Genomic DNA, 15,559 nt, shown 5'->3' with positions numbered 1-15,559 from the left:
CGAACTTCTTGATCAGGCCCCCAAGGTACGGGCCAGCTCGGTCAACGACTCCCGGGCAGCACGCAGGCTCGCGTCACCCTGCTCGATCAGAGGTGCCATCGCCGGAATACGTTGCGCCAAAGTCAGTTCCGCGGTGATGACGGAGACATCCATTCCCATCGACACCCCGAGCACCTGAACGAGTGGCGGGACGGTGTGATCGTTGGCCTCGTTTCCCGAGCCCGGCGCATAGGTGTTTCCGCGGCTGGAGACGATCACCACCGGCTTAGCTGCCAGAGGCTGAGTACGCGTGTCGAAAGGCACCGTAGTCCCCAGGACGTGTACGTAGTCGATCCACGCCTTCAACGTGGACGGGATCGACCAGTTGTACATCGGCGCACCGATCACGACGACGTCTGCAGCGGTAAGTTGCTCGATGACCCGAGCCTGGAGTGCTTCCGCTGCGGGATCCGGAATCTCGCCCTCGACTCGCAAGCGTGGTGCATAGTGCAGGGCCGCGTCCGCGAGGTGCGGCAAGGGATCCCGGTGCAGGTCCAACGTCACCGTCGTGTGATCCGGGCTGTTCTTCGACCACTGCTGAGCGAACAGTGCGGTCAGATCACGTGAGGTCGAGTGGTGGAGTTCGGCGGACGAATCGATGAGAAGTAGCTGTGGCATCCCTCATCACTACCAGAGCGCGCTCAACTCTTCTCCGCGGCTAGATCGGATTCCGCCGCGTACTGCGCCAGCAGGACTCGTTCGCGCTCGCGACGCGGATAGAAGAACGTCACCACCGCGGCACCGGCACACACGATGATGATCGCCGCGATGTAGGCGTTTGTATCCCCGTCCAGGAAGGCGTTTTTGGCGGCGGTCATGATTTGCTCCGCGTATTGCGGGTAGCGATCCGCCAGAACTTCGGCGCTGGAGAAGGATTTGGTGAGCGCGGCCTGAGTTTCGGGAGTCACTTCGGATGCGTTCGGCGAGGACGAGATCGCATTTCCCAACGATTTTGCGTACCCGGCCGTGAGTATTCCGCCGAGAATCGACTGCATGATGGCGCCGCCCAGGTCGCGTTGCAGGTCCGAGGTTCCCGACGCCATACCAGCGCGGTGCACGGGAACGGATCCGGTCAGCGAACGCGATGCCGGTGTGCCGGCCAGACCGACGCCGATGCCGACAAGCGCATAGGCCAGCGCGACCTGCCAATACTGTGTGCTTTCGTTCCACAGGAACAGCGCGACGAACAACCCGAGAACCACGAACAGGTAGCCGGCGAGCAGCGTGACGCGGGCGCCGTACCTTTCGATCATGGTCGCCGAGCGCGGCGCAACGATCACCATCGCCAGCGCAGCCGGAATGATCGCCGCACCGGCTGCCAGCGTCGAGTACCCGAGGACGTTCTGCAGGAACTGCTGGCCGATGAACATCGCGCCCATGAGCGAACCGAACACGACCAACCCACCCACCGCCGCGACCCAGAAGGTCGGGCGCGCAGCTACGTGAAGATCGAACAGCGGATTGACCGCGCGTCGCTGTTGCAGGAAGAACCCGATACCCGCGACAACTGCTATCGCCCCGAGCACCAGAGCCAACGTGCCCGAACCCTTCACCGGCGCAAAGTTGATGGACAATACCAGCGCCCCGATGAAGACGATCGACACTATGCCGCCGAGGTGATCGACTCGCTCGGTCGTCTCGTTGACGTGAGCGGGAACCAACACCAGGGAACAGATCAGTGCCACAAGGGCCAAGGGAAGGGTGACGAAGAAGACCGAACCCCAGTGAAACTGCTCGAGCAGCGCCCCCGAGACGATCGGACCGAGTGCTGAAATCGCGCCACCGATTGCCGACCACATGGCAATCGCCTTGGTTCGTGCCGGTCCGGCCCACAACGCCGTGATGATTGCCAGCGTGGTCGGGAACGCCAGACCTGCCGAGACGCCTCCGACTATCCGAGCGAGGAACAGCACTTCGAAGTTCCCGGCGAATCCCGCCACGATCGACGCCGGAATGGACAGCGCCATGCCGGTGACCAGCAACATCTTGCGGCCGTATCGGTCTCCCAAGGCCCCCAGGTAGAGCACCGTTCCGGCCAGGCCCAGCGAGTAGCCGACCGCGATCAGGTTCAGTTGCGTCTGACTGGCGTCGAAAGCCCGCCCGATATCGGGCAAAGCGACATTCGCGACCGAGAGATTGAGGTTCGCGACCGCAGCGACCAGGATGAGCGTCCCCAGGACGAGGGTGGCTCGATCCGGTGAAGCGGACTTGATGTCACTCGCCATGCGCGTGCTCCCATCGAGGTGGGACCCGAACCTGGGAGTTATGTCCGGATCATCCCGAACTCAAGATAGAACCCTCGTCCGGCGCTCGCATAGTGAACGGGTCCCTATTCGGGCACAATTTCAGCCAGGACGCCCTCGGCGCTGCGGGCGGCGACCAGGCAGGCGCGCGAGGTGAACCTGTCGAAGAGCGGATGTCTGGACAACTCGCGCCATCTGCGGACAGCCGCCGTGGCCCGCGCACGCTGCACCTCCGGCGATTCTTCCGGTTCGCAGCCCAACCGGTCACTTGCCCGGATTCCGTAGCCGCCGATCAGTCTTTGCAGTTGTGCCAGGTCGTCGGGTGGCAGATCCGTGTGTACCGAACGAAGACGCCCGAGCAGGCGAAGTTCGTGAAAGCCGTGAACATCGGCAAGCAACCGTTGCGCCTCCGCCGCGATCTGATCGCCTTCCTCGCTCGGATCGGCTTCGAGGATTCTTCCCAGCGTCACCAGCGCCGTGTGCGATTTGAGCTGATCTGCCCGCTGCCCGAATTGAACGTCGATCACCTGACGCAGTTCGTCCAGGCCGCTGCGCTCCAACAATTCGGCCGCCAGGGACGGTGAATCAGTGGCCCCCAACTTGATCGACGTCACGGCGAGGCGAATTCCGAAGAGCCCGAACCGATCGGCCAATTGCGCCCGCATGGCCGCATCGACCGGCAGCGGACTGTCCTGCCTGGCAAAGCGATCCGCGGAGAGGAGCGCAAGGCTCAGATCCTCGGCCGGAACCTGCGCGAGCGCCGAGAAGGCCGCGAACTCGCTCTGCCTCATCGTCCGAGCAGCGAGCGCGAGCAGACCTGCCACCGGAACCACCGACTGGCACAGGCCGGTTCGCTCCAACTCCTCGGCAAATCGCGCCGCGACGTCCTTCGCCGAAGACAACGCGTCGAGCCTGCCTGCGCCGACCTCATCGGCACGCGAGAGAACTCCGATCACTCCGAGTGGCCCGGATTCTCCGCCCACGTGATCCGCGATCTTCCCGAGGAACTGCATGTCACTGGCGTTGAGAGCCCGCAGGAGGTAGACCACTGCATCCGCGCCCGGTGCCTCACCGTCGGGAACGAGCATGTCCCAGGTGCGGGCCGAGACCTCGGTCGAGAGCGACGAGGTGCCCGGTGTGTCGATGATCGTCGTACGAGCCAATGCCGAAGACGGCCAGTCGACGTCGATGCGGTCCACCGAGTCTGCGGTGTACTCGCCCAGATCGAACGTGAGCCTGCCGTCGCGGCGCGTCACCGGCACGTTGAACTTGGCACCGTTCTCGGCCGTCGCGGTCACCTGCGGCGTCGTCCCGTTCCGATACCAGGTGACGACGCGTGTGCATTCCGTCGCGTCGGTAGGCGCTATATCCTGTCCGACAAGCGAATTGAGCAGCGTCGACTTACCCGCTTTGAGGGAGCCGGCGAGCGCCACCCGGAGTGGCTCGTCGAGCCTGGCCGCACATTCTTCCAACTGGGCGCGCGTCTGCGGCTGATCGGCGTAGGCACGTCTGGCGTGGTCGATCAGGGCGTGTGCCGACTCCACTGCGGTCACGGTGGTCGTGGCATTCATGCGTTGGTCACCTTTGCCGAGGCAGGAGCGGGAGTTTCGCCGATCAGCGTTCCGGCAACGGCGTCGAGCTCCGCGACGACGCGCATGTCGGTCTCCAGACGCTTGATCCGAGCGGCATGTTCACTCGACTCCAACTGCGCGGCTTCCTGAGTGGCGCGGAGGGATTCGTTGATCGAGCGCAGCGCCTGCTCGGCGATGTCGGTGAAGTGATCACGCAACAGCCGCTGCACCAGGCGTAGGCGATCCTTCGACTCCTTGCCCACCTGGAAGCTGACGTCGTCGGCAAACCGTCGGATGGCCGCTTTCGCCTCAGCGCGACGCTTGAGCACCTGAGCCTGCTTGTCTTCACGATAAGCCTTGGTGCCCAGCAGAACCCCGGCGCCGATGGAGATCGGGTTGACCAGAGCCATGCCCATCATCGTGGTGATCAAGCCGAACATGAGCACGCCGCCGTACGAGCCGCGCATGCCGACCAGGACTTTCTGAGTGATGCCGATTCGGCCGGATTCGAGGTCCGCCAATGCACCGACCGGTTCCAGGAAACCGTCGGTGTCGGCGACGTCGAGATGCGGGAGCGCGACGTCACCGGTCTCCGCAAAGTGCTGCGCCACAACTTCTGCCAGCCACTGTGCGCGATCATGCGCCCACACGAAGTTGTCACCGATCGCGGTGGCGATCTCCTGTTCGAGCCACTCCCCCACGACGTCCCAGTCCTTACCGGGATCGCCTTCGTCGACCGTCTCCTCGGCCTGGCGGGTCACCCGGCGCAACCGGTCCCGGAGGTCGTGATCGATGTCGGCGGCGAGGTCTGCGATGCCGTCACCGAGGCTCTGCTGCCACAGTGAGGTCTTCTTGTGCAGTTCCTCGGCCGCTGCCCGGGCACGCTGCAGTCCCGCGACCGCTGCCTGAGCGGTCGACGGATCCTTCAGCGCCGCAAGCTCACTGCCCATCTCCAACGTCAGATGCGCTGCCGCAGAACGCACATCCATCGCAACTGCGCGTCGAGTATTCGATTCGGCACGCGCAACGACGTTGTCCCGCAAGAACTGATAGAGGTCCAGAAATCCGGATTCCGCTTCGAGTTCCTTGTCCCCCAGCCTCAGCGCGTGCGAGCGCAGTACCGAGGAGATCGGAATGAGCGGCAGATCCAACCCGGCACGCTGGAGATGTCCGCGATCGGCGTCGAGGATCTGCCGCCAGTGCGGGTACAGATCGGTCTTGCTGATCAGCCCGGCTACCGCAGGACACAGATTGACGACCTGGCGGATGAATCCCAGCTCCGGTTCGGTGAACTCCTGGCTGGAGTCCGACAGCACCAACACTGCATCGGCCGCAGTGATCAATCCCAATGTTCCTGCAGCATGAGGATTTCCGTGACCGCCGACACCGGGAGTGTCGATCAGAACCAAACCGTCGGCCAACAGCGGACTGGGAACACCCACTTCCACACGCAGAACCTCACGCCCTTCGGCGCGAGGCGTGGCCGGGGTGATCCCCATCAGTTCCTCGAGCGGGAGGGGCACCCGAATGGGCGCCGCACCCGGATCGGCGAGAATCAGTTCGGCGACCGCGGTCTCCGCGTACTGAACTACCGTCGCCACGGCAGTGGTCTCGTCGTCACCGACCGAGCACACGTCGATGCCGAGCAGAGAATTGACGAACTGGCTCTTGCCTTGCTTGAGGGGTCCGACCACCACGATGCGAATACGCGGGTCGTTGACTCTCACCTGAGCGTTCTCGAGTCGGCGCACCAGATCCGTGCGCCCGAAATCCTTCGCCACGACGGCTGTTCGTTCGAGCAACGACGCCGTCGACGACGCGACGCGCGCCTTCCGACTGCTTACCTGACTCGCTGAATCACTCATGAGCTACGTTGACCCGCAATTCTTCCCGACTCGAATATCCGGCCCTGCGAACGCATAGCGCGCGCAGGGCCGGATTTGTTACATCAGGTCATTTTGACCGATTTCAGTTCCTGCGTCAGCAGATCAGGGATGCAGGTGATCGACAACCGCAACCGGGTCGATGTGATCGACCGGTGCTGCAACCGAATCCTCGGCGAAGAGCGAGTGTTCGGTATCGGCGCTCAGACCCGAAGTGGAACCCGAACCGAAAGCATCGGTCGCATCGATCGACGACCACGGGTTCAGCGCACCGGTCAACGAACTCGTCAGGTCGGACACTCCGCTCACTGCTCCACCGAGGGATCCGCCCAGGTCAGCGACTCCGCCGCCGCCAACGGTTCCGCCGCCGTCGACTGTGCCACCGGCAGCTGCGGCTGCGTCGGCACCGATCGAACCGGTCACGTCGGTGACTGCTCCGACAGCCCCGCCGAGCGATCCGCCGAGATCGGTGACGCCGTTCAGTGCGCCGCCGAGCGATCCGCTCAAGCCGGCCGCAGCGTTCGTGGCTGCTTCGAGACCTGCTGTTGCGTCGAGACCTGCTGTTGCGTCCAGAGCACCGCCCACAGTTGCTCCGAGATCACCGGTCACAGCGCCGAGGTTCAGGCCGTCCGCCGCGATGCTTCCGAGGTCGACGGAAGGCAGTTCAGCGGAGATCGGGCCGAGGTTCACAGCGCCGAGGTCGACGGAGGGCAAGTCGGCACCGATCGAACCGGTGTCGATTCCGCCGAGGTTCAGTGCCGTGTCCAGCGCTCCACCGAGTGCACCTTCGGCACCGAGAACGCTGTCGAGAGAGCCCCCCAGCCCGAGGCCCGCGCCCAGCGCACCGTCCAGCGCGCCGGTCAGGTCCGTGCCCACGGAACCGACAGCACCCAAGCCGCCTGCACCTGCGAGGGCGGTGTCGAGAGCCGCAGCGACACCGGCTGCCAAGCCTGCTTCACCGCCCAGACCGAGTGCACCACCGAGGTCGATTCCGGTAAGTCCGCCTGCGCCCAGCGCTGCGTCGAGAGCGCCGCCGAGACCGCCCGCGAGCCCGGCATCGACGCCGAGTGCCGAACCGAGAACACCCTCGAGGGCCGTCGACAGATTCGCGCCTCCGCCCAGAGCTGCCGCGAGGTCTGCGCCGAGACCACCTTCGAGGTCGAGTGCTCCCCCGAGCAGTCCACCGAGTGCGCCACCCAGGTCGGCTCCGACCGTTCCGCCGGCACCGAGGGCGCCGGAGAGTGCCGCGCTGAGCTGCGCGCCGAGGTCTGCGCCGCCGCCGAGTACGGCGTCGAGGTCGAGTCCGCCGCCGAGACCCAGTGCTGCGTCGAGTGCGCCGCCCAATGCAGTTTCCACACCGCCGCCGACGCCGAGTGCTCCGCCGAGGGCGCCACTCAGGGCAGCACCGAGATCGAGGCCGCCCGCGATATCGGTGAGAACGCTGACATCCGTGATCGCGCCGAGGACGCCACCGAGCGATGCACCCAGATCGGCGCCGATCGTGCCGCCGGCTCCCAGGACGCCCGAGAGCGCGCCGGACAATGCCGTGCTGAGGTCGCCTGTCAGAGCGCCGGCGAGATCCAGGCCGCCGCCGAGTGCAAGAGCGGATTCCAGTGCGCCGGTCAGGCTCGCGCCCAGTTCGCCGCCGATGTCAAGGAGACCGCTGAGGTCTGCTGCGCCGCCGAGGAGTCCACCGAGAGCCAGGCCGAGATCGGCTCCGAGGTCACCACCGATGGCGAAGATGGGTGCGAGAGCTCCGCTGAGCCCTGCCGTCAGGTCGAGTCCGCCGACTGCGCCGATCGCGGCGTCGAGGGCTGCTCCCAGCTCCGCAGTCAGACCGCCGGTCACACCGAGGGCGCCGCCCAGAGCCGCGCTGAGCTGTGCGCCCAGATCGAGAGCTCCTTCGAGATCGAGTGCGCCGCCCAAACCGAGACCGGCTTCGATCACCGCGCCGAAGGCTGCGCCGAGTTCGGCACTGATCTCGCCACCGATGGCAAGCGCAGCGCTGAGGGCTGCTGCGAAGTCGCCGACCAGGTCGAACTGGCCGCCGAGGGCGCCTCCGACTCCGATTCCTGCACCGGCGCCGAGACCCAGGCTGCCGCCGAGGCCACCACCGAGACCACCGGTGAGTCCACCACCGAGACCACCGCCGAGTCCGAGACCGCCGCCGATTGCACCGGCAGCGGACGCACCGGCGTTGACGATCGCGGACAGGTCGGCGCCGCCACCGGCAAAGAGTCCGGACTCGGCGACCAGCGGAGCGACCGCGACGATGTCGGCGGGGCTGACGTCGCACAGACCGGCAGCATCGAGTGCCGCGGTCGGGTTGGCGCAGTAGTTGGCAGCTGCCTCGTCGTCACGAAGTAGCCCGAGGATGAATTCGAGTACGGCGTTCGTTGCCATGGCGGGTTCTCCTGAAGTTCGTTGACCGGGTTGTTGCCGGTGGGTAGTTGCCGGTGGTCCGGAAACTGGTGCGCTGCCAGAGGTAGCGAGTGGAATCAACGCTAAGAACTTTTGCGACTGGGGCCAACGGGGAGCACCCCCCTCTTCTCCAGGGACAGGTGGGGAAGCCCCCCATTGGGCTACGCCCGGTCGGAATAGGGGATTTGCCCCGATTAGGGGATCGGTCCCCTACTTCGTCGCGACTCCTCCGATCCGGTAACGATCTAGGTCCTGAAACCGACATCGCAGACAACCGCGACAGTCCTTCTGTCGCCCACGACCAGGGGAGTTCGTTCATGGCGGCAGGGCTCGGCATCAGCATCGGTTCGGCCACTCTCGTAGCTGTCACCGACGGCTCGACCGGTGAAACGCAACAGGTCCGCTTACCCAGTGCGCTGCAATTGGACGACGGATCCGTCATCACCGGATTTGTCGAGCGCGTCGGGGACCCGATTCCGATACTTGCCGCCGACGGTACCGAGTACCGCGGCGAGGCTCTCGCGGCGACAGCGGTCGGCGCACTGGTAGACCAGGCAGGCGGTAACGAAGGGCCAACTGTCGTCCTGGCTCACCCGGTGGGGTGGAACCGCCACACAGCACGCACCATGGAGTCCGCTCTGGACGACGCCGGAATTCACGGGGCGACTCTCGTCGCCGAACCCGCAGCCGTCATGGCGTGGCTCGCCGCTTCCGGAACTGTCGTCAGCGACGGTCTGACCGTCGTCTACGACCTCGGTGCTCGCTCGCTCGACGTCACGATGATGTCCACGACCGACGGACGAAGCGAGATATTCGGTAAGCCGCTGCGCAGCGAGGACATCGGCGGCGACGAATTCGATCACCTCGTCACCGTTCACCTGCTCGATGCGGTTTCCGACCAGTTCGCAACCCTTGATCCCTTTGCACCCGAGACGATTGCAGCGCTGGAAACTCTGCGCGAGCATGCCCGCGCAGCCAAGGAGGAACTTTCCACCGAGACGGAAACCGTTGCCCGCGTGGCGCTTCCCGGTGCCGTCAGCGACGTTCGACTCGTTCGTTCCGAACTCGAAGATCTGATCCGGCCCGCCCTCACCGAATCGGTGGCATTGGTTCGCGAAAGCCTGCGATCTGCCGGCGTCGAGTCCAGTGACGTCAATCAGGTTGTCCTGGCCGGCGGAAGCTCGTCAATTCCCCTTGTCGCCGAACTACTGTCGGCGGAGCTTCGTGTCCCGGTGATCGCCGACGCCGATCCAGCGTCGTGCGCGGCGTCCGGCGCCGCGGCCCTCGCACTCGACGCCAGAGACTCGCAAGTACCGGCCGCCGCCACTGCAGTGATTCCCGCCGAGCCGTCTCGCAAGCCCGCACCAGTTCCCGCCTTCTCCACTCCGTTGCTTGCCGAGCCGACCGAAGAAGAGAACACGGCGACTCGACGCTCGTCGAGGGTCGGCGTCGTTGCTGCAGTGGTGGGAGCATTCATCGTGCTCGCCGCAGGCGGGCTCGGAATCGGAACTGCCATGGACAAGATCAACGTTCCGTCCAGTTCGGCGAACACCACCAGCGAGTCCACCTCCTCGACCGCTTCGACCACCGCGGGCTCTACTCCCGGCAGCACCACGGCAGCGGAAGCGGCAGGCACCGGATCCACGACTGCGAACAACGGCACTCAAAGCAATCAGCCCGGTTCTCCTGCTGCCGCAGGCGGCTCGACGACGGCGCCGGGGGCAGTTCCGGTTGCCGGCGCACCGGCGGGATCCTCGCCCGCACCGGGCGAGACCGCTCCGTCGGCGCCTGCACCTGCCGCACCCGGCGCCCCGGCGCCCGCACCTGCTCCCGCCCCGGCACCAGCACCCGCGCCTGGAGCCGGCGTCGGGACCGGTGTCGGTGACGCTGCGACCGGCATCGGAAACGGAGTCGGCGGTCTGGTCGACGGTGTCGGCAACGGAGTCGGCGGCGTGGTCGGAGGTCTCGGTAACGTCGTCGGTGGTGTCGGAAACGTGGTCGGTGGTGTCGTCGGCGGCGTCACCGCACCGATCCGCTGACCGGCGGTCTTTCGATGAACCGTGACAACGGCACCGAATCGTCGTTCATCGCAGGACTTTTGCGCGACGTCGACCTGACTGCATCGCCACTGCGCCTATTCGTCACCGGGACCGATGCCAGCGCTCGGCCCCAAGTGACGAGGGTTGTACGGAAGCGAATCGAATCGGGTGACAAGCCCGTGGTCACCGCAGTCACGCATGACGTCCCCGCCGACGCGATTGTGGTGATCGCGGACGCGCAAGCTCTGACCTCCGATGAAATCCGTGCCCTGAAAGAGCTTGTCCAACGTGACGACCTCGGAGTTGTCGTAGCCTCCGATCGGATCGATCCACCACTCGCACCGATCTACTCGAACATCTCGAGTTTCGGCACCGTGTTGCATCTGAACCCGTTGAACCGAAACGATATTCGGAAGATCGCGGCCGAGCGAAGAGTCCCGCTCGACGACCGCGCCGTGGTGGCGCTCGAGCATCTGTCCGGTGGTTCCTTCGGGGCGATCGAAGCGTACTTCGCCGCCGCCTCGGCAGGCCGCCTGGAAATGCCGAACGCCATACGCACACACATCCTCCACCAGGTCACCGCTCTGCATCCGATCGAGCGCGAGATCCTCGAAGTTTCACTCGCCGTCCCGGACATCGACGCCTTCGAGCTCGATCTGGGACAGGAGAAGTTCAGCCTCACAGCTGCATTCGACCGGGCACTGGCGACCGGACTGTTCGGTTCGCGATCACCACTCGTCGCGAGCGTGCTCGCCGAGTCGACGAGCACCGGGCGTATCCGCAGCGAGCTGATCAGAATCGTCGCATCACGCGCACACACGAGAACCCTCGATATCGACACAGCACGAAGACTTTTCGACTCCGGAATCCGCCACCGCGATCTCACGGGTGTACTACGAGACGCCGTCGAGGCGAGCACGCCGGCGGTCGCGGCAGATCTCTTTCGCCGCGTGAATTCGATCGAGCCTCTCGGCGTGGCCGACACGCTGCTGTACGCCCAGGTCTCGGCTCGCAGTGGTGACCTCGACACTGCCTGCCGTCTGGCCGATTCCGTCATCGCCGCACCCGATCTCGACGACGCGAGATTGGCTGCGGCGGTGCGAATCCGCGCAGCTTCGTCCGCAGCATGCGGCCAACTCGGCGCCGCTGCAGATCTCTACACCTGGCTGGGGCCAGGGCGCACCGGAAACGAATCCCCCTTCGCCGCAATCACTTTCCTCGGCATCGGCAAGGTCGATGACGCGAACGCGGCGCTCACCGGACACACCGGATCACCGTCGAGCTCGACGGTCGGCGCTACCACACTGGCCAACGGACTGATGCAATCGGTCACCGGGAGCGCACCGAGTGCGCTCAACACGATGTCGCGCGCACTCTCGCTCCCCGGCGGAGCCGACACATCTGAATTCCAGCCTGATTCCGCCCCGGCGCTGGTAGCTCTCGCACTCCTGCACAACGGCGCCCATGAACGGGCCGCCGCTGTCGTCACGTCCGCGATCGCCGCCGACGACGCAAGCAGCCACACGTGGGCGCGACTTCACCTTCTCGGCGCCTGGATCGCGATGGTCCGCGGGCAGGACACGATTCTCGAAGACCTACCGCAGGAGGTAGTCCGCGGCCCCCTCCGTGAGCGTGACGCACTGTTTCTGCATGCTCTGATCGTGGGTCTCGCTCGGCGTTCCGGCGATCTCGCCCAGCTGCGTCGAGCTTGGTCGGGCGCGGCAGGCACCCTCTCGTCCTGCAGCGTTGATCTGTTCAATCTGCTTCCCATCGGCGAACTGTGGCTTGCGGCAGTACGGCTCGAGGAGACCGAGCAGGTCGAGCATCTCGTCGACGACGCGCGCTCACTCCTCCGCGCGCTCGGCGAGCCGCCGCTGTGGTCGTCGCCGCTGCATTGGTACGGCGTCCAGGCGTCGATCCTCTCGCAGTCGCCGGCCGATCTCCTCCCACACGCCCATACACTCGCCGAATCAGCCAAAACTCACACTTACGCAGCCGGTTTGGCGATCGCCGGACGCCAGTGGCTCCTACTGATGCAAGGCAACGTCGACGCAGACGGTGTCGAAGCCGCCGCACGAACGCTCAGTCGGATCGGACTCCCGTGGGACGCCGCTCGCCTCGCCGGCGAAGCAGCGCTGCGCACCCCGGACACCAAATCGGCCACGGCACTGCTCCACGTTGCGCGCTCGCTACGCACAACGTCGACGGCCGAGACAAGTGCAACCGATACCGCCACAAGTGCGGCGCCACCGTCGGTGTTGACCGAGCGCGAACAAGAAGTTGCCGAACTCGTCGTCGTCGGACTGACGTATCGGGAAATCGGCGAACGCCTCTACATCTCCGCTAAAACCGTCGAGCACCATGTCGCACGCATCAAGCGGCGCGTCGGGGCGCAGTCTCGTTCGGAACTGCTCACCATCCTTCGCAGCATGACACCGCCGAACAAGTAGTTAGCTGCATATTGTCCAGAGGGTTGCGTATATCCGTTTAAGTGATAGTTTTCACAGGAATCAGGACATGCCTGCCGAGCAAAGTTCGGTAACTGTGAAACGGGGATCGCTATGAAGTGGGGAGTCGGACTCGCCGTCGGCAACAAACGAAGCATTGCTGCGATCGCGAGACCTGACTCGGAGCTGGTGACCCTCGAACGCGAATCGGTTCTGCACCACGCCCCCGACGGCACCGTGCAGCTAGGCGGAACCGCGGCGGGGTCCACCGGGTTGCGCGGGTTCCTCGACAGGGTCGGCACCGACGATACCGACAACTTCTCCGAGCACATGACGCGAGGGGAGGAACTGGTAGCGACAGCAATGTATTGCCTGGTCAAGGAAGTCCGAACACTCACCGATCAGAACCTGAACATCTCTGCGGTGATCCCCGCAGGTTGGTCGAGCGATTCCGTCGACGTACTGCGCGGCGCACTCGACAGCATGAATCTCGACGGCGTCGAACTGATTTCAGAAGATGAAGCCTCTGCGGCTTGGCTCGCGGATCCTGACGCCGACGACCGTGCTGCTCGCGGAGCCGCAGCGTTGGCCGCACCCTTCTCGATCACCTCTACCTGTCCCGAACCCCAGCCAACCGAATTTGCCGAGCCAGAGGACACCCCCGAAGAGTTTCCGCCGTTCGTTCTGATCGAACCGGAGCCGGAATCCGGCGTGGAGGCACCGGTCACGAAAGAACCGAGCATCGACGGTTGGCTGAATCGCCAGTGGCGGTCGGAGCGCCGACCGATCATCGCCGCAGCAGCCGCCGCAGTCTTTCTGACGGTGTCGGGTTGCGCGGCAGCGGTCATCATCGGACACACTCCGACCATTTCAGCACCCAGGATTCTCGACGCACAATCTTCCCTGTCCCCCGGGACGGACACAGCTGCCACCCCGACGAGTTCATCCGGGACAGGCACGCAATCAGCGACCTCACCCCCACCGGAAGTACCCGCTCTCGGCGCGCAGCCGACGGCGCAGTCGTGGGCATCCGAAGCGGAATCGACCTCATCCGAATCCCAGCCCATTCCGGTGAGTCCGGGCACCGGTACAGAGAAATCCACTACGGCGAACGTCCCCGCGCAACAGGGATCGCCGATCACCATCCAGATCGATCCCCTTCGGATCGAGAACCTGCCGCCGGTCGTCGGACCGCTGGATCCGGTCGATCCGGATACCCCGGACACTCCCGCCGTGACCGCCCCCACTGATACACAGACAACGCCGACGCAGCCGTCCAACCCGACCGACACAACCGATCCGGTGGTTCCGAATCCCGACATGCCCGTCATGCCATTGGCCCCGAGACCCGGAATGCCAAGTTAGACAGAATAATTCGACTTGCCGACAACAGGCACATATTCCTCGTCGAAACTTTTCCCCTATGGTGGGTGCGGTACCTACCGGCTCGGTGCCGGGGACTTGAAGGGATTTCATGCGTAACTCGTTGGCGATCCGCACCGCTGTGGTCGGCGCCTCGGCACTACTGCTCGCAGCTCCATTCACCACGACGGCATCGGCAGAGCCCGCCTCCGACACGCATGTCGAACAGCTCGGGGCAGATCAGCTTCCGGCTGAGCTGATCGAGGCAATCACACGCGATCTGAAGATCTCCCCACAGGAGTATCTGGACCGCGCTGCCAAAGCTCAGGAACTCGGTGCATACGCCCAGGAATTCAAGTCCGAGCGCCCTGGCGACTACGCCGGCTCGTGGATGGGACTCGACGGTCAACCCGTCGTAGCCGTCACCACCACCGAAGCTGCACGCATCGCGGCCGACGACGGTTACCGCACGCACGTCGCCCCCGTCTCCGCCGACACCCTCGAGAAGACGCTGGCCGACGTCAACGGATGGATTGCCGGGCTGCCCAAGGAAATCTCACGCGCAGTCAATTCGGCGACTATCGACGTCCTGAACAACCAGGTCGTCATCGACGTCGCGAACAGCCCCGTCGGGCAGGCGCTCAATCTTCCGACCCTGCTCGAGAACACCAAGATCGTTCTCAGCCCGGACGGTGGCGGATCGGTTGATCCCGGAGCACTCGGCGGCGACACCTACATCACGTCGACAGGCCCCATTCGCGAGACACCGACCGAGAACATCTCGGTCTGCTCGTTCGGGTTCAACGCCGTCGACGATCAGAACAATGCTCTCAATATCAGTGCCGGACACTGCAATCCGGCCGAGGGTTCGAAGTCGCCCGTCTACCTGCCGAATCACGCGAACGTCGACGACAGTCAGTTGATCGGAGCATTCTCACAGTCTTCCGTCGGCAACAACGCCGGCGATCTCGATTACTCGGTCATCAAGTTCGACCAGTCCGGCATCGACGCGGGCCTCGACCGTGCTGCCGTCCGCGGTGCCAACGGGACCACCCTCGCGATCACGGGAACAGCACGTCCCGTGATCGGCGCTCCCATCTGCAAGTCCGGCCAGACGTCGTCCTTCACCTGTGGTGTCGTGGCAGCCGATCGCGTCGAAACTCAACTGGTCATGGCGGACGGTGATTCACGAACCGTTCGCGGATTCGCCGGTACCGCGTGCACCCTCGCCGGGGACAGCGGCGGCGCCATCGTCTCCGGAACCTTGGCTCTGGGCATCACCAGCGGCTCCAACAGCAGCGGAGCACCCAGTTGCAACGAAGCGAACCTGGTACTGGCGACCTCCGGTGGAACCTCGAATCTGGGTATTCCGGTCGGAGACATCCTCGACGCGGCAGATCGCGCTTCCGGTGGCGGTGTCGGTGCCGGAATCCGCGTCCGCACTGCAGGTTGACCAACCACTGATTCACGCACTGTGCCCGCCGATCCGTTTCGCGATCGGCGGGCACAGTGCTGTTGTCGGTCGGGGTCAGCGCTGTCTGCTCATGTAACGGG

General features: G+C 64.9%; 9 protein-coding genes. 4 read left to right on the top strand and 5 right to left on the bottom strand.

Features of this window, described 5'->3' with window-relative positions; translation table 11 throughout:
- Positions 1–12: 12 nt before the first annotated feature.
- The 5 genes from ABH939_RS19640 to ABH939_RS19620 form a co-directional block, all read right to left on the bottom strand.
- On the bottom strand, positions 13–657 hold the full coding sequence (locus ABH939_RS19640) for an FMN-dependent NADH-azoreductase (RefSeq protein WP_054187124.1): 645 nt from the start codon (positions 655–657) through the stop codon (positions 13–15).
- A gap of 23 nt (positions 658–680) precedes the next feature.
- Positions 681–2,264, bottom strand: coding sequence for an MFS transporter (locus ABH939_RS19635; RefSeq protein WP_218694965.1), 1,584 nt, complete (start codon positions 2,262–2,264; stop codon positions 681–683).
- 104 nt (positions 2,265–2,368) lie between these two features.
- Complete coding sequence (locus ABH939_RS19630) at positions 2,369–3,853, bottom strand: dynamin family protein (protein ID WP_054187122.1); 1,485 nt, start codon at positions 3,851–3,853, stop codon at positions 2,369–2,371.
- Entirely contained in the window at positions 3,850–5,718 is a 1,869-nt protein-coding gene (locus ABH939_RS19625) for a dynamin family protein (RefSeq protein WP_007726689.1), read from the bottom strand. Before ABH939_RS19625 ends, ABH939_RS19630 begins: the two co-directional genes overlap by 4 nt.
- A 123-nt stretch (positions 5,719–5,841) precedes the next feature.
- Positions 5,842–8,139, bottom strand: coding sequence for an IniB N-terminal domain-containing protein (locus ABH939_RS19620; RefSeq protein ID WP_404650002.1), 2,298 nt, complete (start codon positions 8,137–8,139; stop codon positions 5,842–5,844).
- 335 nt (positions 8,140–8,474) lie between these two features.
- Here ABH939_RS19620 and ABH939_RS19615 point away from each other — a divergent pair, with 335 nt between their 5' ends.
- The 4 genes from ABH939_RS19615 (at position 8,475) to ABH939_RS19600 (ending at position 15,458) form a co-directional block, all read left to right on the top strand.
- Entirely contained in the window at positions 8,475–10,196 is a 1,722-nt protein-coding gene (locus ABH939_RS19615; RefSeq protein WP_404650001.1) for an Hsp70 family protein, read from the top strand.
- 14 nt (positions 10,197–10,210) lie between these two features.
- The gene (locus ABH939_RS19610; RefSeq protein WP_064114246.1) at positions 10,211–12,646 is read left to right on the top strand and encodes a LuxR C-terminal-related transcriptional regulator; all 2,436 of its coding nucleotides are present in this window, start codon (positions 10,211–10,213) and stop codon (positions 12,644–12,646) included.
- Between the two features lie 111 nt (positions 12,647–12,757).
- Positions 12,758–14,008: a hypothetical protein gene (locus ABH939_RS19605; protein ID WP_404650000.1), complete on the top strand. Its 1,251-nt coding sequence runs from the start codon at positions 12,758–12,760 to the stop codon at positions 14,006–14,008.
- A 109-nt stretch (positions 14,009–14,117) separates the two neighbouring features.
- Positions 14,118–15,458 carry a S1 family peptidase gene (locus tag ABH939_RS19600; RefSeq protein ID WP_054187118.1) on the top strand — a complete coding sequence of 447 codons (1,341 nt, stop codon included), beginning with the start codon at positions 14,118–14,120 and terminating at the stop codon, positions 15,456–15,458.
- The last annotated feature ends 101 nt before the right edge of the window (positions 15,459–15,559 follow it).

The sequence above is a fragment of the Rhodococcus sp. 27YEA6 genome, from assembly GCF_044908235.1.
Lineage (GTDB): Bacteria > Actinomycetota > Actinomycetes > Mycobacteriales > Mycobacteriaceae > Rhodococcus_F > Rhodococcus_F qingshengii.
This window is presented reverse-complemented; position numbering and strand designations above follow the sequence as displayed.